At 35.1% G+C, this 18909-nt stretch carries 17 protein-coding genes; 4 read left to right on the forward strand and 13 right to left on the reverse strand.

The genetic code is table 11. The features are described from left to right. Positions 1 to 6 precede the first annotated feature (6 nt). Positions 7 to 1563 carry a helicase HerA-like domain-containing protein gene (locus DNU06_RS13655; protein WP_111064052.1) on the reverse strand — a complete coding sequence of 519 codons (1557 nt, stop codon included), beginning with the start codon at positions 1561 to 1563 and terminating at the stop codon, positions 7 to 9. Positions 1564 to 1732: 169 nt separating this feature from the next. Between DNU06_RS13655 and DNU06_RS13660 the strand changes: the two genes are divergently transcribed. Continuing rightward, positions 1733 to 3457 carry an MFS transporter gene (locus DNU06_RS13660; RefSeq protein ID WP_111064053.1) on the forward strand — a complete coding sequence of 575 codons (1725 nt, stop codon included), beginning with the start codon at positions 1733 to 1735 and terminating at the stop codon, positions 3455 to 3457. Positions 3458 to 3479: 22 nt separating this feature from the next. On the opposite strand, the gene DNU06_RS13665 is transcribed toward DNU06_RS13660, so the two are convergent. The 5 genes from DNU06_RS13665 to DNU06_RS13685 form a co-directional block, all read right to left on the reverse strand. Then, positions 3480 to 4064 carry a DUF3109 family protein gene (locus tag DNU06_RS13665; protein ID WP_111064080.1) on the reverse strand — a complete coding sequence of 195 codons (585 nt, stop codon included), beginning with the start codon at positions 4062 to 4064 and terminating at the stop codon, positions 3480 to 3482. 88 nt (positions 4065 to 4152) lie between these two features. After that, positions 4153 to 4734 (reverse strand): tRNA-(ms[2]io[6]A)-hydroxylase, encoded by a 582-nt coding sequence (miaE, locus tag DNU06_RS13670; RefSeq protein WP_111064054.1) that lies wholly within the window; start codon positions 4732 to 4734, stop codon positions 4153 to 4155. Positions 4735 to 4780: 46 nt separating this feature from the next. Next, positions 4781 to 5338 carry a pentapeptide repeat-containing protein gene (locus DNU06_RS13675; RefSeq protein ID WP_111064055.1) on the reverse strand — a complete coding sequence of 186 codons (558 nt, stop codon included), beginning with the start codon at positions 5336 to 5338 and terminating at the stop codon, positions 4781 to 4783. Next, complete coding sequence (gene hxpB / locus DNU06_RS13680) at positions 5335 to 5994, reverse strand: hexitol phosphatase HxpB (protein ID WP_111064056.1); 660 nt, start codon at positions 5992 to 5994, stop codon at positions 5335 to 5337. The genes DNU06_RS13675 and hxpB overlap by 4 nt, the downstream gene beginning before the upstream one ends. Further along, a complete protein-coding gene (locus DNU06_RS13685) occupies positions 5991 to 6866 on the reverse strand; it encodes a hypothetical protein (protein WP_111064057.1) in 876 nt (291 codons plus the stop codon). Before DNU06_RS13685 ends, hxpB begins: the two co-directional genes overlap by 4 nt. 162 nt (positions 6867 to 7028) lie before the next feature. Between DNU06_RS13685 and DNU06_RS13690 the strand changes: the two genes are divergently transcribed. Next, complete coding sequence (locus tag DNU06_RS13690; protein ID WP_111064058.1) at positions 7029 to 8309, forward strand: LETM1-related biofilm-associated protein; 1281 nt, start codon at positions 7029 to 7031, stop codon at positions 8307 to 8309. Positions 8310 to 8311: 2 nt separating this feature from the next. Here DNU06_RS13690 and DNU06_RS13695 read toward each other — a convergent pair whose 3' ends face one another. From DNU06_RS13695 to trpS, 5 genes are all read right to left on the reverse strand, one after another. Beyond that, a complete protein-coding gene (locus DNU06_RS13695) occupies positions 8312 to 9103 on the reverse strand; it encodes a methyltransferase domain-containing protein (RefSeq protein ID WP_111064059.1) in 792 nt (263 codons plus the stop codon). A gap of 3 nt (positions 9104 to 9106) precedes the next feature. Beyond that, positions 9107 to 9616 carry a dihydrofolate reductase gene (locus tag DNU06_RS13700; protein ID WP_111064060.1) on the reverse strand — a complete coding sequence of 170 codons (510 nt, stop codon included), beginning with the start codon at positions 9614 to 9616 and terminating at the stop codon, positions 9107 to 9109. Between the two features lie 15 nt (positions 9617 to 9631). Next, positions 9632 to 10456 (reverse strand): thymidylate synthase, encoded by an 825-nt coding sequence (locus tag DNU06_RS13705; protein WP_111064061.1) that lies wholly within the window; start codon positions 10454 to 10456, stop codon positions 9632 to 9634. A 256-nt stretch (positions 10457 to 10712) separates the two neighbouring features. Next, complete coding sequence (locus DNU06_RS13710; RefSeq protein WP_111064062.1) at positions 10713 to 12812, reverse strand: type IA DNA topoisomerase; 2100 nt, start codon at positions 12810 to 12812, stop codon at positions 10713 to 10715. 15 nt (positions 12813 to 12827) lie between these two features. After that, entirely contained in the window at positions 12828 to 13796 is a 969-nt protein-coding gene (gene trpS, locus DNU06_RS13715; RefSeq protein WP_111064063.1) for a tryptophan--tRNA ligase, read from the reverse strand. A 105-nt stretch (positions 13797 to 13901) separates the two neighbouring features. Between trpS and gatC the strand changes: the two genes are divergently transcribed. Next, entirely contained in the window at positions 13902 to 14195 is a 294-nt protein-coding gene (gatC, locus tag DNU06_RS13720) for an Asp-tRNA(Asn)/Glu-tRNA(Gln) amidotransferase subunit GatC (protein ID WP_111064064.1), read from the forward strand. A gap of 133 nt (positions 14196 to 14328) precedes the next feature. On the opposite strand, the gene DNU06_RS13725 is transcribed toward gatC, so the two are convergent. Continuing rightward, complete coding sequence (locus DNU06_RS13725; RefSeq protein WP_146239251.1) at positions 14329 to 14982, reverse strand: UbiA prenyltransferase family protein; 654 nt, start codon at positions 14980 to 14982, stop codon at positions 14329 to 14331. Between the two features lie 187 nt (positions 14983 to 15169). Next, positions 15170 to 15859 carry a hypothetical protein gene (locus DNU06_RS13730; RefSeq protein ID WP_146239252.1) on the reverse strand — a complete coding sequence of 230 codons (690 nt, stop codon included), beginning with the start codon at positions 15857 to 15859 and terminating at the stop codon, positions 15170 to 15172. Between the two features lie 125 nt (positions 15860 to 15984). Here DNU06_RS13730 and gcvP point away from each other — a divergent pair, with 125 nt between their 5' ends. Further along, complete coding sequence (gene gcvP / locus DNU06_RS13735; RefSeq protein WP_111064067.1) at positions 15985 to 18867, forward strand: aminomethyl-transferring glycine dehydrogenase; 2883 nt, start codon at positions 15985 to 15987, stop codon at positions 18865 to 18867. Positions 18868 to 18909 lie beyond the last annotated feature (42 nt).

The following is an 18909-nucleotide window of genomic DNA, read 5'->3' on the forward strand; positions in this document are numbered from 1 at the left end:
TGCTTATTATTTAATTCCAAATACACTAAAAATACCCCGAATGATTTCTCTTCCTGCCGTTTTCACAAAACTATCTACCGCTTTTTCAGTAGTAGATTTCCGAGGTCTACCTACCTTTCTTGTGGTAGTACTTCTACGTGTTTTTTCTATGGCTTTATCTTCCTTTTCTTGCTGTTTTCTTCTTTCTTCTTGTAATTCTTCTTCTTGAATTTTTTCGATTTTTTCTTCTAAGATTTCGTAAGCCGATCTACGGTCAATGTTTTTATTATACTTTTCAGCCAACAAAGAATAATCTACCACTTCATCAATTTCTTTTTGGGAAAGAATATCCATTCTTGTTTTAGGCGCTTGCAATAATGTAACCGCTAATGGGGTTGGAATCCCTTTTTCATTTAATCCTGTTACCATTGCAATACCGGTCCCCATAGAGGTCAATTCTTCATCTGTTTTATAAAAATCAGATAAGGGATAATTTTCTGCTGTTTTTTTAATGGCTTTTCTATCTTTCGCAGTAAAAGCCCTTAACGCATGTTGTACTTTTAAGCCTAATTGACTCAACACTTCATCTGGTACATCTGTTGGTAATTGTGTAACAAAATAAATCCCCACTCCCTTCGATCTGATTAATTTAATGATAATTTCAATTTGGTCTAACAAAGCATCTGAAGCTTCATTAAACATCAAGTGTGCTTCATCAATAAAAATACAAAGCTTAGGTTTATCATCATCTCCAGCTTCCGGAAATGTTTCATACACCTCCGCCAATAAGCTCATCATAAAAGTGGAAAACAGCTTTGGTTTATTTTGAATATCGGTCAATCGGATAATAGAAATTTGTCCTTTCCCCTCTTTATTTGTGTGCAATAAATCTTGTACATCAAAAGACTTTTCACCAAAAAACAAATCGGCTCCTTGTTGTTCCAATTCTACCACTTTTCTCATTATGGTGCTGATGGAGCTACTTGAAATTTGACCATATTCTTTTTGGATCGCAGCTTTACCTTCTCCATTAATATATTGTAATGATTTTCTTAAATCTTTTAAATCGAGCAAAGGCAACTTGGTATCGTCACAATACTTAAACAGAATAGACATAATACCTTCTTGGGTATCATTTAATTCAAGCATTTTTGCCAAAAGAACCGGACCAAATTCAGAAACAGTAGCTCTTAATCGCACCCCTTTTTGTTCTGAAATACTCATGAGTTCCACAGGCATTTTTTCCGCTTCGTAAGGCACTCCTATCGCGCCATGTCGCCATACAATGTGGTCGTTTGATTCACCAGGCTGTGCCAAGCCACTCAAATCACCTTTAATATCCATCAACACAGTAGGTATTCCTTTCAGCGACATTTGTTCGGCAATAACTTGCATGGTTTTAGTCTTACCAGTACCAGTAGCACCAGCGATTAAGCCGTGTCGATTTAATGTTTTCAAAGGAATTTTCACCAATGCATCACTCACAGGCTCTCCATCTAACATTGCGCCTCCAAGTATGATGTAATCTTTTTTAAATGTATAACCTTCTTGAATGTGCTTTCTAAAATCTTCTGTTTTACTCATTATTCACTGATTCTTTCGTATGGTAACAAAATTAATCATTTTTATGGACTTAAAATACTGGTGTTTTTAAGGCCTGTTAACAATTGAAACATGAAAACAAAACCAATGGAATAGGTAAATATTTCCCTAAGAACTATATATTTGATCAACTTATATGATAACAACAAGTATGAAAAATTCTACAAATTATGGTGCTTTAGCCACTTTGTCCACTGTTTTCTTTTTTTGGGGATTTATAGCGGCAGGTAACAGTGTATTTATACCTTTTTGTAAAAACTATTTTCACCTCGATCAATTTCAAAGTCAACTCATTGATTTTGCTTTTTACTTTGCATATTACATTGGCGCACTATCGATTTTTATTGTTAGTTCGATAGTTGGCAAAGATTTCATCAATAAATGGGGTTATAAAAAAAGCATTGTAATTGGCTTATTACTATCAGCAGTAGGAGCTGCATTTATGATAATATCCGTATATATGAATGTGTTTCCAGGAATGTTAATCGGACTGTTTATTGTCGCCTTGGGTTTTTCATTACAACAAACTTCAGCCAATCCTTTTATGATTTTATTAGGGGATGAAGCCACAGGAGCAAGTAGAATTAATTTAGGTGGTGGTATTGGTAGTTTAGGAACAACCATAGGGCCTTTAATCGTTGCTTTGGCATTATTTGGTTCTACGCAAGCCATTAGTGATGAAATGATCCAAGGTCTTTCCATGACTAAAGTAATCATATTATATTCTTGTGTTGGTATGCTCTTTCTATTTGTAGCTGCTTTATTCGGCTTTTCCAAAACCTTACCAGATGGAAAAATAGCAGTAAATGAACTGGAGGAAGAAATAAAAGAAAAACCAACCAAAGCAATGGCTACTTTATCCGTCATTACTATTGCTTTAATTATCTGTTTTATTCCTGTAATATACAGCTACACCACACCTGAAGCAAAATCAATTACGGTTTTAACAGCAGAACTATCTCACATAAATACGACTGACTCGGTGCAAGCCAAAACACTAGCCCAAAATATTGCGGCATTAAAAGCACCTTTAGACAATACCAGAGTCCAATGGCTTTCGGCGGGACTGATCGTCGTTTTAGGCGGTATTTTGTTCGCATACTTTGCGGGTAAAAAGCAAATAAAAAAATGGGGGGCCATGCAATACCCACAGTTGACCTTGGGCATGCTGGCAATTTTTGTATACGTAGGCGTTGAAGTTGCCATAGGAAGTAACCTTGGGGAACTATTGAAGAAGGATGAATTTGGTGGATATAGCTCTTCAGAAATCGCTCCTTTTATTGCCATGTTTTGGGGCAGTTTAATGATTGGCAGGTGGTCTGGAGCCATCAATGCTTTTGATATAAAAGAAAAAACCAAAGCGATTCTAAAAATCATTGTGCCTATTGTTGCATTTATAACTGTATTGACGCTTACCTGGATAGCGGGCTATAAAATTGAAGCATTATATTGGTATTTTGTTTGTGTAGTTGTACAAATAATTGCTTTTATTTTAACCAAAGACAAACCAGCTTTAACCTTAGGTGTTTTCGGGTTTTTAGGAATCCTTGCCATAGTAATCGGATTAACCACTACAGGAATCATAGCTGTTTATGCTTTTTTAAGTTGTGGTTTATTTTGTTCCATCATGTGGCCTTCTATATTTTCACTTTCTTTAGCTGGATTAGGGAAATACCAAGGACAAGGATCTGCTTTTTTAATCATGATGATTTTAGGAGGGGCAATTATTCCACCAATTCAGGGGAAAATATCTGATATTTTTGGGATTCAACAATCCTTTTTAGTGGGTGGATTCTGTTTTGCTTACTTGGCTTTTTTCGCATTATTCGTGCGTAAGCTATTAAAAAAGCAGGGTGTTCAAATGGAGGTACAGTAAAATATTAATTTGGAAAACTGTCTTATTCAGCGTTGTTAAAATTCGTCAATTCCTGGTTTACTTTTTCCATCTCTTCGTAAAAATCAGCGCCATACATTCTAATTAGCGGTTCTTTTAAGAACTTAAAAACAGGCACTTTTAATTCTTCTCCCAGTTGACAAGCTGGTTTACAAATTGGCCAACGGTCATAATTTAAGGATTCAAATTTTGCATATTTTCTTACACGGATTGGATATAAATGGCAAGAAATAGGTTTATTAAAAGGTATTTTCTCTTCTCTATAAGCCTGTTCAATACCACATTTAGTAATACCTTTTTCATCTAAAGTAACAAAAACACAATCTTTTCCTTTTACCAAAGAAGTGACAGGTTCATTGTCACGATCCATATAAAAAACACCCTTTCTATCTACCATGTCTATACCGGATTCGGTCATATATGGTTTTATATCTTCTAGATGTTCTTCAATTAATTCCACTTCATCCATAGTCAATGGTGCGCCATCATCTCCTTCTACACAACAAGCACCTTTACAAGCACTCAAATTGCAAACAAAATGTTTTTCGAATAATTCTTGACTAACTAATTTATCCTCTATTTCTATAATCATGGCACTATATTTAAGCCGCAAATATACCATTTTTACCACACATTTACACTTACAAATTAAGTGGCGACGAGTTTAAGCAGATAATTTAACCGTGTATACTTTCTGATTTTCCGTAATTCTGAATAACATTCGCTTCATATGCTAACCATTGTTGCCATCTTGCATCTACGTCAATATCTTCACCATATTGTCTGGCAAAACCAATAAACGTAGTGTAATGTCCCGCTTCAGAAATCATTAAATCACGGTAAAACGTAGCCAATTTTTCATCTTTAATATTTTCGGAAAGCACTTTAAAACGTTCACAGCTCCGCGCCTCAATCATGGCTGAAAATAGCAGTCGATCTACTGTAGCAAGGTTTCTACTCCTCCCTTTCTCCATGAATTTGTACAATTCACCCACATAATTGTCTTTTCTTTCACGACCCAATGTATAGCCTCTTTCCAAAATGATTTGATGCACCTGTTGAAAATGCTCCATTTCCTCCATCACAATTTTCGTCAACTCAGATACTAATTCTTCATGTTGTGAATTTTGAACAATGATGGCAATGGCATTCGAAGCTGCTTTTTGCTCACACCAAGCATGGTCGGTTAAAATTTCTTCTAAATTCGATTCTGCAATATTTACCCAGCGTGGGTCGGTTGGAAGTTTTAAGCCTAGCATGATTATTCGTTTATTTTTACAAATTTAAAGTAAAAATATAGATTTGTTAAGTAATTTTCAAGCTAAACGTATCTAATAGGCCTCGCAGGTTATTCGACGCGAACTTGGCTTTTTTCATTTTATTAATAGTAGGATCGATAGAAAAATTAATTGCTGTACGAAAATCTGTCTCTATCAAATTAGTACGATCGAAAGTGGCCATTTTTAAGTCTGACTCTGCAAAACTTGCTTTCGATAAATCGGTTTCTGAAAAATCAACCTCTTGCAATTGGCAATTAATAAAAGGTGTTCCTTTAATTTTGAGTCCAAAAAAGCTAGAAAAATTCAGTTGACAATTTTCAAAACTAAAGCGGATTAGAAAAGGGTTTAAACTTGAGAAATCTAGTCCTAGCATTTTACATGCCACAAATTCACAAGACTGTACGCTGCTGTTATTCCATTTTGTTTGGGTAAAATTACAAGCTTCAAATTCACAAGTAATAAACTTCACATTTGAGAGATTAACCCCTGTAAAATCACAATTAAGGAATTGACAATTTTCGTATTCTTGACTTAAAGCACTTGAACTAAAATCATCCCCTTTTATAGTTTCATTTTCTCTCATGCATCAAATAATTTTCTTGCGTCTTCCAAATTAAAATCAGTTAAACTATCTATTATTTGATCGGCCAAAATAAGCTTTTTGTTTGGGGCATGAGATAATTCTGGAACAGCAATAACTTTCATTCTAGCCGCTTTACCAGCGATTACGCCATTCAATGAATCTTCAATCACCAAACACTCTAAAGGGTCGACATTTAATTGTTCGGCAGTAGTTAAAAATACCCCAGGATGTGGCTTTCCCCATTTTTCAAATTCCGCAGACTGTACGACATCAAAATAATGTCCAATATCTAATTTTTCAAGTACAGTTTCAATAATTGCATGGAAAGAAGAAGTGGCTAACCCAATTTTTAAACCAGCAGCTTTACATTTATCCAAAGTCTCCACCACACCTGGTAATGCGACGCCATTTTTATTGATTTCTTCCATTAAAATATGCACAATGTCAATGGTTACCGCTTCACAAGTTGGACCTTCCCATTTTGCTTTTTTATACCACATTTTTACCACTTCATCAATGCGTAACCCTACGGTTTCTTCGCAATCCGTTTGTGTAAGATCCAATCCAACTTTACCAAAACCTTTTACTTCTGCAATTTTCCACAAAGGCTCTGAATCTATCAATACCCCGTCCATATCAAATATTACTGCTTTCATTTCTTTTTAAATTTCATTTTATATAAATCCCCACCTTTTAATCCTTTTCGATACTCATCTGTTATCAACCAAGTATGATCACTTAAAAAACAAATGGCCTCCCTTTGCTTGACCTTTGGAATCTTATATTTTTTTATCTTCCCTTTCCAAAAGGCATTAAACATAAAATCTGTAATTAAGTATAAACGACCATAAGTTAAAATAGCCAAGGTATTGGAAGCGTGGTGATAGTCGGCTGCGGTGACAGAGCAAGTTAACCAACCGTTATCACAAAACTGAAATTGGCCGATTAATTTAGCTTCATAATTACCTGGTCGATTAGGTAGAATATATATTTTAGAAATACCAGTATAAGGCTTTGTTCTGCACTTGGTAAATAAAAATATTTTACCTCCTTTAACAATAAAAGCTTCACAATCAAACTCTAGCTCTTTTTCTTTTGGCGGAAATTTTTGTTGATCTTCATAAGTAAAGTGAATGGTTCTAGTGGTCACTTTTTCCTTCCCAATAAAACCACTTTTAACAATGTGTATTTGTAAATTCTTTCGGCTATTTGCATTGTTACCAAAATCACCTATGTATAAGTTTTTTTCCTCGTCTAATGCTATGTCCTCCCAATCGTTGTTTTGAACACCTTCAACTTGAATTGTTTTTTCATACTTTCCTTTTTTATTTAGCACAAATAATTCTGCCTTGTTTCCTCCATCATTATGGGTAATAATATGATCATTTAGAAAAGCTAAACCTGAAGTTTCATACATAAACTTAGGCAACTGTGCTATTTTTTCTATTTCAATGTCTTTTTTAGAAAAGGCTAACCCTCCGTTAATGAACAGAAAACAGAAAAAAAAACCTTTTAAAATCGAAACCATTATAGAGAATAGAATATTTAAATTGAATAAGTTATAATATTTTATAAAATTAGTATTTTTGAACTATGAAATGAGTTAAAATAGTAAGATATTCTTTTCCTAAAAAGACAAGAACATATTTTAACCATTCCATCTGGCGAATATTGATAAACTTAAGTACAGATGAATCCTAGTAGTAAAGGTTGGATAAAAAAATATATTTCATTGTTAGATGAAGACAAACAGGAGCTTAATCGTTTCCCTGGCAGTTTCATGTCTACCGAGGAATTAATTTACTCCTATTTTCAACCCACTGGATTAATCTACGGTTTTCCAAGAGAATTTATTTTTATTGACAATGCTTATATCTCTAGTTTAACCCCACCGGAATCTTTTAAGGTATTACTTTTAGAAGGCTTGCTATTGGTTGATCATATAAAAGAGGGTAAGTTTGACCTGAACTCTCTTGAAAAATCGATTAGTAGATTTGTTGAATTTTATGAAAAAAGTAACATTGAAAAGGCTAAAAAAGGTTGGTTAGATTTTTCTAAACTAAACGACTTCGACAAATTAGAATCGATTATTGACAAGCGTGTAGAGGTCAAAAATTTTATATCTAACAAGCTAGCATTAAATTACTTGTACAATAGTTTGCTTTTTCACGACTTGATTTTATACCAAGACTTTAAAGATGAATCTTTTACCATTAACTTGGCAGAAAAGCGAGCAGAAATCATGTTAGACATTGTGAAAGTAATTGCCTGTGCAGCCAATTCAGACGGTGTAGTAACTGAAGAAGAAAGGAGTATCTTTAAGTTGTTCTTGGCTTCTGCAAATTTAATTTCTTATAAAAAAGATTTAGCCGAAACCTTTTTAGATGGCTCTCCCAACGTGAATGATTTAAACTTTGAATTTGAGTCTTCATGGCTATTGAAAAGGTATATTTTAGAAATCGCTATATTAACGATATGGACAGATAAGGAATTAAACAAGGGGGAAAAGCAATTTTTAATCAACTTAACTGAAAAACTTGGTCTTTCTAAAAGTGAAAAAGACAAGGCATTTTTAGCCATTCAAAGTTTTGTTCTGAGCAATGACAATCATTCGCCATTTTTGAGCGGTAAAAATGATTTTGAATTGATTTTAAGCAATACCGCTAAACGTTGGACCAAAATATTATCAAGGAACAAGGTAAAATTGGCCAATGAGTTAAAAGAGAGTAAAGAGTTAGTATATCTTATCACCAAATCGACCCATAAAGAATTAAGTAAAGAGGAAAAAGAGAAGGTAAAACACCAATTGGCTGATTTGGGAAAATCAATTCCTGCATTGACTTTATTTATGTTGCCTGGTGGTGCCATTATATTGCCATTGGTATTAAAAATAATCCCCAATCTTGTCCCTTCCGCTTTTCGCGAAAACCAAGTAGACGAGCCGACCACACCGACTAAGGAAATTGAATAAATTTAATTGACTGGACTTCCCACAAAATAATATCCTGTTGTTTTGCCCTTATTGTTTTTACCATCCATAAATTCCCAATGATATTTAGGATCTTTTGGCAACTCATTCACCAAACTTTCCAAATCAGTTTTAGAATAAGTGCGCGGCATGGATGCTTGTCCATCCCAAGCATAAGCGATTGGAATTATAGGAATAATATAAGTGAACAGTAATTGTTGCCAAGTAATTGGCTTGGTAAATGGCGTCATAAATAACGACATGATGATTAATATAATTAATGAAAGTGGTAAAAACAACCACCAAACTAAAAGGGGTAAGGGCTTATTTGTTACCTCATAAATAAACAAAGTTTCTTTATTGCTTTGGGCTGATTTTAAAATAGATTTTGCAGTTGGCAAAGGCATGTGGTGAAAACAATTGATCATTGTCTTTATCCCTTCAGGTGCTTTTTCAAGGTGCAGCGCATTTACGGATCCCATTTGGTAATCTATGGCTTCATTATTTTTAAACTCCGCAATAGCCTCTTTGTTGGGATAAAGGTCGGTTAATGTCAAGTGAAGTTTTTGTTCACTTGTTTGAATTTTATTTAATACTTGCGGCATAATTCCACCGGCACCCGACCCCAAGTCAACGATATTTTTCCCTTTACCAAGGTAAGGCTTAATGCCATTGGCAATTACCTCATCCAGCTTCATCATTTTATTAAAAACGACGATTAATTTGGTCATGTTTTTTCTGATTACATCTGGAAACCAAGTGAAATCTTCAAACTCAAAAAGCTGAACCCTTTTCATAATTTATTTTTTTTCAAAACGATAGACCGTAAAATCGTACTTGTTTTTCTCATCCATTTTATAGTCCATAATCATTTCTTTGGTCCAAGAAGATTGGTCAAATGTTGGAAAAAAAGCATCAGCATCAAATGATTCCTTAATACAGGTAATCAGCATTTCATCCACTAAATTATGGTCAAGACAATATTTATAAATTTGCGCACCTCCAATGATAAAAATTTCTTTGTCCTCTTCCTTTTTATAATGTGCAATCGCATCTTCTACCGAATGAAAAGTGTCGCAATCGGCATGTGAAAATGCTTTATTGTGCGTCACCACAGCATTAATTCTATTGGATAGTGGACGGTATTTTAAGGGGATGGAATCCCAATTTTTACGGCCCATAATCACCACATGATTTTTGGTCGTTTGGGTAAAAAAACGCATATCGGCTGGTAAGTGCCAAATTAAATCATTGTCCTTACCAATTTCATTGTTTTCGCCCTTGGCTACTATTAACTTTACCTTGCTCATTAACTATATTTATTATTAAACAGAAACTGCTCCTTTTATATGTGGATGAAATTCATAACCCACCAATTCAAAGTCTTCAAATTTAAATCCATCAATGGTTTTAATTGCTGGATTCAATTTCATGGTAGGCAATGGTTTTGGCTCACGGGACATTTGTAATTGGGCTTGCTCAATGTGGTTATTGTACAAGTGGACATCTCCAAAGCTGTGGACAAATTCTCCCAATTCTAAATCGCAAACTTGCGCCAACATCATAGTGAATAGTGCATAAGAAGCAATATTAAAAGGAACTCCTAAAAATACATCTGCACTTCTTTGGTACAATTGACAAGACAACTTTCCGTCGGCTACATAAAATTGTATAAAAGCGTGACAAGGTGGTAAGGCTGCTTTGCCATTGGCTACATTCTCAGAAAATGAAAGGGAAGTATCGGGCATTACGCTTGGATTCCAAGCAGAAATGATAATTCTTCTATTGTTTGGGTTATTTTTTAATTGATCGACCACATTGGCCAATTGGTCAATCCCTTCTCCGTTCCAATTTCTCCATTGCGCACCATAAACAGGACCTAAATCACCGTTTTCATCTGCCCAAGCATTCCAAATCTTCACCCCATTGTCGTTTAAATATTTAATATTGGTGTCCCCATTAATGAACCACAATAATTCGTGGACAATAGATTTTAAATGTAATTTTTTGGTGGTCACCATGGGAAAACCCTCATTCAAATCGAAGCGAATTTGTCGGCCAAAAACAGATACTGTACCTGTTCCGGTACGGTCGCCTTTTTGGCTGCCGTTTTCTAAAATATCTTTTAATAAATCTAAATATGCTTTCATCTCATGTTCCCCTTTTGGTAATGCTGTACAAAATTACGATTTGTGGTATTATATTTAGAATAAAAGGAGAGTTATTATTTGTTCTCGGCGAAATAATGCTGATTGCGAGGGGTTCGGTTCTCGAAACAATTTTCCTTTTGCGCTCCCGCTTCAAAGTAAAACCACTCGAACAGACAAGGAAAAAGAACGATCAGTTAGTCCCGACAGTTTCGTCGGGATGCGCTGCACTAAGCTTGCCGAAGTGTATCGAGAACACTTACTTTTCCACTTGAATGGCAAATGCGGCATCAAAAACCAGTTTTCCATTCCCTTTGGCACCCGTTTTCGGATTGGTGAACCCTTTTATTTTGATGGTTTTCCCCTTGGTAATCAAGTCTGAAATTTGACTAGGCGTTAGTTTTTTACCTAAAAACTCGAAGGGTATTAACACTTTACATCCCTTGGCATAATTGGCACAACCGTAAGCACTTTTCCCCTTGGTCATTTTAGCCGCCTTGCACTTAGGACAGTCCATGTCTTCTATCTCCACTTTAGCTTTGGGCTTCCTGGTCTTAGGTTTTGCTTTTGCAGCAGGTTCAGCGGCAGCAATAGTTTTGTTTTCAGCAAATTTTACATTGTTGGTAATCTGAACTATCATCTCCACCAACTCCTGTTTGAATGCTTTTACATCATATTCCCCTTGCTCAATCAGCCTTAATTTATGCTCCCATTGACCGGTTAATTCAGCCGACTTTAACAAATCGGACTTGATAGTACCTATTAAGTCGATACCCGTAGCGGTGGCATGGATATTTTTACGCACCCTTTCAATGTACTTTCTGCGGAACAAAGTTTCAATGATATTTGCGCGCGTAGAAGGTCGACCGATACCGTTTTCTTTCATGGCGTCTCTCAACTCTTCGTCGTCCACATTTTTACCTGCCGTTTCCATAGCTCTCAACAAAGTCGCCTCCGTAAAATACTTGGGTGCAGAGGTTACTTTTTCTTGTAAGTCTGGTGTGTGAGGACCACTTTCTCCCGCTACAAAATTAGGCATGATACTTTCCTCTTCCTTGGTCGACTTTTTTTCTTCATTGTCGTAAACCACTCGCCAACCCGGTTCAATAATTTGCTTACCCGTTGCTTTAAAGTCCACTTTTTCTACCGCTCCAATTACAGTGGTATTGGAAACTTTACAGTCGGGATAAAAAACAGAAATAAATCTTTTGGTGATGGTTTGATAAATATTTTGTTCGTCGGGACTAATCCCTGATTGCTTGATTCCTGTAGGAATAATGGCGTGGTGATCGGTGACTTTCTTGTCGTTAAAAACCTTACTTGACTTCCTAATTTTCTTTCCCTTTAAAGGTTCTGTCAATTGAGAAAAATAGGTCAACCCTTCCAATATTTTAGGAATTTTTGGATACATGTCATTCGGTAAGAAAGCGGTATCAACCCTTGGGTATGTCACTAATTTTTTTTCGTATAAACTCTGCACCAATTTCAGGGTATGGTCGGCAGTTAAACCAAATTTATTATTGGCCTCCACTTGCAAAGCAGTCAAATCAAATAGCTTTGGAGGGTGCTCGTTTCCCTCCTTTTGTTCGTAGTCTTTTACCACAAAAGGCTTATCCGTTACATACTCTAGGGCTTTGGTCCCTTTTTCTATGGTCTTTAATTTACCAACAGTGGCATTAAAAATCACATTTCGGTACACTGTTTTTAATTCCCAAAAAGTTTCTGGTTTAAAATTTTGTATGGATAAATGGCGTTCCACAATCATGGCCAATGTTGGTGTTTGCACACGACCGATTGACAATACTTGTTTTTCTCTACCGTATTTTAAAGTATACAAACGGGTAGCATTCATTCCCAACAACCAATCACCGATTGCTCTGGAGCTGCCTGCTGCATAAAGATTTAAAAAATCTTTCCCATCCTTTAAGTTTTTAAACCCATCTTTAATAGCCTCTTCTGTCAAGGAAGAAATCCATAATCTTTTTATCGGTTTTGTATTATTTGCCTTCAACAATACCCATTGTTGAATCAATTCTCCCTCTTGGCCCGCATCCCCGCAATTGATAACCTCAGTACAACGACTTACCAAATTTTCAATGGTTCTGAATTGCTTTTGCACCCCTTGGTTATCCATTACCTTAATACTAAACTTGGAAGGAATCATGGGTAAGGTATCTAAATTCCACCACTTCCATAAACTGGTGTAATCGTGTGGTTCCTTTAAGGTACACAAATGACCAAAAGTCCATGATACCCAATAGCCATTGCCCTCGAAATACCCATCTTTTTTGGTAGTCGCTCCTAAAATGGTCGCAATTTCTTTAGCGACACTTGGCTTTTCGGCAATGCAGAGTTTCATGAATTGTATAGCAGATTAATATCCTAATTTTGTTCTTACTCGATCCAATACACCACGTGCAGTTTTTCTTGCTTTTTCGGCACCTGCTAATAAAATGGTTTCTACCTCATCTGGATTTTGAGTATAATAATCGAATCTTTCTCTTTCCACCTTAAATTTAGTCAGAATTAATTCAAGAATGGCCTTTTTTACATGACCATATCCAAGTCCACCTGCTAAATAATTTTTACGCATGATTGCTATCTCTTCTTCTGAAGCCAATAAGCTATAGATTGTAAATGCGTTACAAGTATCAGGATCCTTAGGGTCTTCTAAGGGAGTACTATCTGTTTCAATACTATTTACCTGTTTTTTTAATTGTTTTTCCGGTAAAAATAAGTTGATAATATTTCCTTTTGATTTTGACATTTTAATGCCGTCAGTTCCTGGAACTAATTGTGTGTTTTCGTTTACTGTTCCTTCGGGTAAAACAAAAGTTTCTCCCATTTGGTGGTTAAAGCGAGAGGCTACATCTCTTGTAATTTCGATATGTTGCATTTGATCTTTTCCTACGGGCACATCATTGGCGTCGTACAATAAAATATCAGCAGCCATTAACATTGGATAAGTAAATAAACCCGCGTTTACATCCGCTAAACGATCGGCTTTATCTTTAAAAGAGTGTGCCAAGGTTAAACGTTGAAAAGGGAAAAAACAAGATAAATACCAAGTCAACTCCGTTGTTTCTGGTACATCACTTTGACGGTAAAAAATTGTTTTATCAGGATCTAAACCAAAAGCAAGCCAAGCAGCAGCAGTACTTAATGTATTTTGTTTTAATAGCTCCGCATCTTTAATTTGAGTAATTGAATGCATGTTTGCAATAAAAATGTAGGACTCCTTATTTGGGTCCATTGCCATTTCGATTGCGGGTTTAATCGCACCTAAAATATTTCCCATGTGCGGAATGCCTGTACTCTGCACTCCTGTTAAAATTCTTTTCATTGTCTTTAATTGAAGTCCAAAAATAATTATTTATAATGTTAAAGCCTAAGGAAACAATTATTAACTTTGCAACTAATTTTTAACCATTAAATACTTACTGAAGGTATGGATATTACAGACGATTTAATTGACCACATAGCACACCTTTCCCGTTTAAATTTTGACGGAGATAAAAAAACAGTAATTAAAAACGACATGGAAAAAATGATCCAATTCGTAGATCAGTTAAATAAGATAGACACTGAGGACGTTGAACCTTTAATATTCATGTCTGAGGCAATTAATGTTTTACGTGAAGATATTGTAAAATCAGAAATCACACAAGAAGAAGCATTGAAAAATGCGACGCATAAGGATTCAGATTATTTTAAAATTGCTAAGGTTTTAGATGTAAAATAAAGCTTTTATTTAGATAAAAATAAAAAGGGGGAAAATTAATTCCCCCTTTTTTGAACCCAAAATCTATGAATATGTTCATTCACATTTTTCATATTAATTACCATAATCGTGCCACAGTGGATTTTGTGTAGAATTAAAAAAGACCAATTGCTAAATAAACTGTAATTAACAAAACATCTACACCTCCAGAAAAATACAATTCAGGTTTATTTTTGTGACAATTCCACAAAACAAAAGCACCAAAAATTGCATGTGCTAAAATATTAATTTCAAATTTATTTGCACCAATAGACCAAAAAACATGACCAAAGAACCAAAAAATCAAGGTTAAATTTCTTGCTTTTTTTAACCCCAGTAATTGTGGGATAGTTTTATGGCTTGGATGGTCCAATTCAACATCTCTCATGTCAAAAGGAATAATGATTCCAATCATAAAAAAAAGAGAGCCGAGTAAAATCAGCCAATCATTCCAATTCCAATCTTCTTTTTTACCAAATAAATAAAAAGGTAAGACACAGGTTGCCAACACCCAAGTAATAGCCAGAACATATAATTTAATGTAGGGAATATCTCGTATATTTTTTTTAAAAAAAGGAATTTTCCAAACATAAAAAAACGAAAAACTACTAATCACCAATAAAAGGGGCCAAATTTTTAGTACATAATTACTTCCTTCAAAAATGGTTAAACCTAATGCTAAAATAGAAAGCACATAAACAATAGTTAAGTGCTTTTCCATCCATTGCAGTCTACCTCCAGAAATAGAAGCAAAATGAGAGAAATTCATTTTGACCAGACGTTGAAAATTGTAGGTAAATAAAGTTACAGAGAAAATCAATAACAAAAAATTACTATTTAATTCTACCTGTAAGAGAAGTGCATTGAAAGCTGTAAAACAAACAGCGCCCAAACTTATCCATATATTAGAATAAACTATAAATTCCTGTGTCTTATGAAAAGACCGTCTAAGTGTATTAATAATTATTAGTTTTCAAGGCATAATAAGAAGCATACCCTAATAAAACACCAAGCGCGCTTCCTTTTAAAGCAGCCAAGGACCTTCTTTGTCTGGCAACACTATTAAACCCTTCATAATAAAACTGATCGTTTCTTAAACCTGTTTGTAGAATGTTTTTTTCTCTCACCTTGGTACTTGGCAAACCAAAACTAATGGGCATTACCAATATCATTCCCATGGGTAGGATAGAAGGTGCGCGGCCAAAAAAACCAGTTTGCAAACCAGGCGTTACACTTCCAGCCGCTTCTTTTTTTGTCAAATAGGTATCCATTAAAGCCACACTGTAAGTAAGACCTAAACTTACGTAAAAGACAGGTTTTACAGAATATGCATTCCTTGCATCATAACTTCCCAAGGTAAATTTTCTACTTTGGTCTACCGTTAAAAAATTATCCGAATCTGGTTGATGTTCGTATAAAACCGACTCCATACCATCCTTTGTGTAGGAAAAAACCCTATACTTTTCAATCATCATTTGAAAATCTCCTTTTTTGTTTGGAGAATTAAAAACCAAATAATCGTCATTTAATTCAATAAAATCTCCTCTAAAAGTCTTTCCATTCAACAATATAATAGAGTCTTGAAAACCTTGTCCGTACGACTGAACTGACATACTAATTAATAAAATAAGGAGAATACGGTTCATAAAATATATTTTTATCAAAAATAGTGTATTTTATTTAAAAAGACTACTTCCTAAATAGTGCAAATGAAATTGATTTTTTTTGCACTAAAAATGTTTATCTTTGTCCCGTTTTAAATCAAATAATTATGAATTTTTCAGATAGACATATTGGGTTGACTTCCAAAGAGCGAAATGAAATGCTGAATAAAATTGGTGTTGAATCAATTACAGAGTTAATCAATAAAACCATCCCAAGTAATATAAGGCTTAAAAAAGACTTAGACTTGGCACCAGCAATGAGTGAATTTGAATACTTAGCACATGCAAATGCCATTGCTAGTAAAAATAAGTTATTCAAAACTTATATTGGTACTGGTTATTATAATACCATTACGCCATCTGTTATCTTGAGGAATATATTCGAGAATCCAGGATGGTATACGGCCTATACACCATATCAGGCAGAAATTTCGCAAGGAAGACTTGAGGCCTTGTTGAATTTTCAAACCATGGTGATGGATTTGACAAAAATGCCATTGGCAAATGCTTCCTTATTAGATGAAGCTACTGCAGCAGCAGAAGCCATGTTAATGTTTTACCACAGTAGATCAAGAGATCAAAAAAAGAACAATATCAACAAATTATTTATTTCTGAAAATGTTTTCCCACAAACTTTAGAGGTTGTAGCCGGAAGAGCTGAGAATTTAGACATTGAAATAGTAATTGGAAAACCAGAAGAATTTACTGCATCAGCTGAATTTTTTGGTGCCTTAGTGCAATATCCTGACAGTTTTGGTGTAGCAAAAGACTTAGGAGAATTTATTGGAAATGCGCATGCTTTAGACATTAAAGTTGGCGTTGCAGCAGATTTATTGTCCTTAGCAATTTTAACGCCTCCGGGTGAATGGGGTGCAGATGCAGTATTTGGAAATACCCAAAGGTTTGGCGTTCCTCTAGGATATGGTGGACCACACGCAGCATATTTTGCAACCAAAGAAGAGTTTAAAAGAGCGATACCAGGAAGAATTATTGGTATTTCAAAAGATGTTGACGGTAACAAAGCTTTAAGAATGGCTTTACAAACACGTGAACAACACATTAAAAGAGATAAAGCAACATCAAATATTTGTACGGCGCAAGCATTATTAGCAATTATGGCTGGTATGTATGCCGTTTACCATGGTCCAACTGGCATCAAACAAATTGCACAAACCATACATTTAAAAACCACTTATTTAGCAAAAGAATTAGCGGCCTTTGGTTTTCAATTAAATTCAAAACAATTTTTTGACACCATTACTTTAACGGCACCAACTGGAATCAACACAGAAATTATTGAAAGTATTGCCTTAGAACATGAGGTAAACTTAAACTATTTATCAGAATCCACCTTTAGTATTTCTATTGATGAAACGACTACTAGAGCAGATTTACAATTATTATTAAATATTTTTTCTGAACTTACAGGAGGAAAAGAAATTACTTTGACAAATGATGCTTGGAACAACACCCAATCTGATTTACCAAATACTATTTTAAGAAATGGTGATATTTTAACACATCCCGTATTCTCTTCGTACCATACAGAAACGAAAATGATGCGTTATATTAAGCGATTAGAAAACAAAGATCTTTCTTTGGTTCACTCTATGATTTCTTTGGGTTCTTGTACCATGAAATTAAATGCTGCATCAGAATTAATTCCAGTTTCACTTCCTGGCTTATCTCAACTACACCCATTCGTACCAATTGATCAAGCGGCTGGTTACACAGAAATGTTAAAACAATTGAGTGACGATTTATGTGAAATCACAGGGTTTCCAGGTATGTCATTACAACCAAACTCAGGTGCTCAAGGAGAGTACGCTGGTTTAATGGTCATTAAAGCTTACCATGTTAACAATGGAGATACACAAAGAAAAATTTGTTTAATTCCAAGTTCAGCGCATGGCACCAATCCAGCTTCCGCAGTAATGGCTGGAATGAAAGTAGTGGTAGTAAAGTGTGATGAAAGCGGAAACGTGGATGTAAACGATTTAAAAGCCAAAGCAGAACAATATAAAAACGAACTTTCTGCATTAATGATTACTTATCCATCTACGCATGGTGTATTTGAATCATCTATTACAGAAATCACCGCAATCATTCACGAAAATGGCGGACAAGTATATATGGATGGCGCGAACATGAATGCGCAAGTTGGGTTGACTAACCCAGGAAATATTGGTGCTGATGTTTGTCACTTAAACTTACATAAAACTTTTGCTATTCCACATGGAGGAGGTGGACCAGGAATGGGACCAATTGGTGTAGCAAAACACTTAATTCCATTCTTACCAGGTAGTCCAAACATGGAAGGTATTGGTGGTGAAAAAGCCATTAAATCTATTTCTGGAGCACCTTATGGAAGTGCTTCTATTTTGACCATATCTTACGGATACATTAAAATGTTAGGCGCTAAAGGACTTAAAGCTTCCACAGAAGCCGCTATTTTAAATGCGAATTATTTAAAAGCAAATTTAGAAGCTCACTATCCTGTATTATATACTGGAGAAGGTGGAACAGTTGCACACGAAATGATCTTAGATTGCCGTAACTTTAAAAAAGATACTAAAATTGAAGTGGGGGATATTGCAAAAAGACTAATTGATTATGGTTTTCATGCACCTACTGTATCCTTCCCTGTTGCAGGTACTTTAATGATTGAACCAACGGAAAGTGAAGATAAAGCAGAATTAGATCGCTTTATTGATGCCATGATTCATATTAGAGCAGAAATTGCTGCAATTGCTGCAGGTAAAGCAGACCCAGAGAATAATGTTTTGGTGAATGCACCGCATACAGCAACTATGGTAATGAGCGATAACTGGGACATGCCTTATTCTAGAAAACAAGCTGCCTACCCTATTGATTATTTAAATGATTGGAAATATTGGGTACCAGTAAGAAGAGTAGATGATGCTTTCGGTGACAGAAACCTAATGTGTTCTTGTGCTCCTATTGAAGCCTATATTGAAGCAGAAGTGTAAAGCACTTGATAAAATATAAAACAAAACCCAGACTCAAAAAGT

It is taken from the genome of Putridiphycobacter roseus, assembly GCF_003234935.1.
GTDB lineage: Bacteria > Bacteroidota > Bacteroidia > Flavobacteriales_D > Crocinitomicaceae > Putridiphycobacter > Putridiphycobacter roseus.

Excerpts from the sequence above, each read along its gene's own strand:
- DNU06_RS13655 (WP_111064052.1), bottom strand. The coding sequence starts at position 1,563 with ATGAGTAAAACAGAAGATTTTAGAAAGCACATTCAAGAAGGTTATACA.
- DNU06_RS13660 (WP_111064053.1), top strand. The coding sequence starts at position 1,733 with ATGAAAAATTCTACAAATTATGGTGCTTTAGCCACTTTGTCCACTGTT.
- miaE (WP_111064054.1), bottom strand. The coding sequence starts at position 4,734 with ATGCTAGGCTTAAAACTTCCAACCGACCCACGCTGGGTAAATATTGCA.
- DNU06_RS13675 (WP_111064055.1), bottom strand. The coding sequence starts at position 5,338 with ATGAGAGAAAATGAAACTATAAAAGGGGATGATTTTAGTTCAAGTGCT.
- hxpB (WP_111064056.1), bottom strand. The coding sequence starts at position 5,994 with ATGAAAGCAGTAATATTTGATATGGACGGGGTATTGATAGATTCAGAG.
- DNU06_RS13685 (WP_111064057.1), bottom strand. The coding sequence starts at position 6,866 with ATGGTTTCGATTTTAAAAGGTTTTTTTTTCTGTTTTCTGTTCATTAAC.
- DNU06_RS13690 (WP_111064058.1), top strand. The coding sequence starts at position 7,029 with ATGAATCCTAGTAGTAAAGGTTGGATAAAAAAATATATTTCATTGTTA.
- DNU06_RS13695 (WP_111064059.1), bottom strand. The coding sequence starts at position 9,103 with ATGAAAAGGGTTCAGCTTTTTGAGTTTGAAGATTTCACTTGGTTTCCA.
- DNU06_RS13700 (WP_111064060.1), bottom strand. The coding sequence starts at position 9,616 with ATGAGCAAGGTAAAGTTAATAGTAGCCAAGGGCGAAAACAATGAAATT.
- DNU06_RS13705 (WP_111064061.1), bottom strand. The coding sequence starts at position 10,456 with ATGAAAGCATATTTAGATTTATTAAAAGATATTTTAGAAAACGGCAGC.
- DNU06_RS13710 (WP_111064062.1), bottom strand. The coding sequence starts at position 12,812 with ATGAAACTCTGCATTGCCGAAAAGCCAAGTGTCGCTAAAGAAATTGCG.
- trpS (WP_111064063.1), bottom strand. The coding sequence starts at position 13,796 with ATGAAAAGAATTTTAACAGGAGTGCAGAGTACAGGCATTCCGCACATG.
- gatC (WP_111064064.1), top strand. The coding sequence starts at position 13,902 with ATGGATATTACAGACGATTTAATTGACCACATAGCACACCTTTCCCGT.
- DNU06_RS13725 (WP_146239251.1), bottom strand. The coding sequence starts at position 14,982 with ATGAATTTCTCTCATTTTGCTTCTATTTCTGGAGGTAGACTGCAATGG.
- DNU06_RS13730 (WP_146239252.1), bottom strand. The coding sequence starts at position 15,859 with ATGAACCGTATTCTCCTTATTTTATTAATTAGTATGTCAGTTCAGTCG.
- gcvP (WP_111064067.1), top strand. The coding sequence starts at position 15,985 with ATGAATTTTTCAGATAGACATATTGGGTTGACTTCCAAAGAGCGAAAT.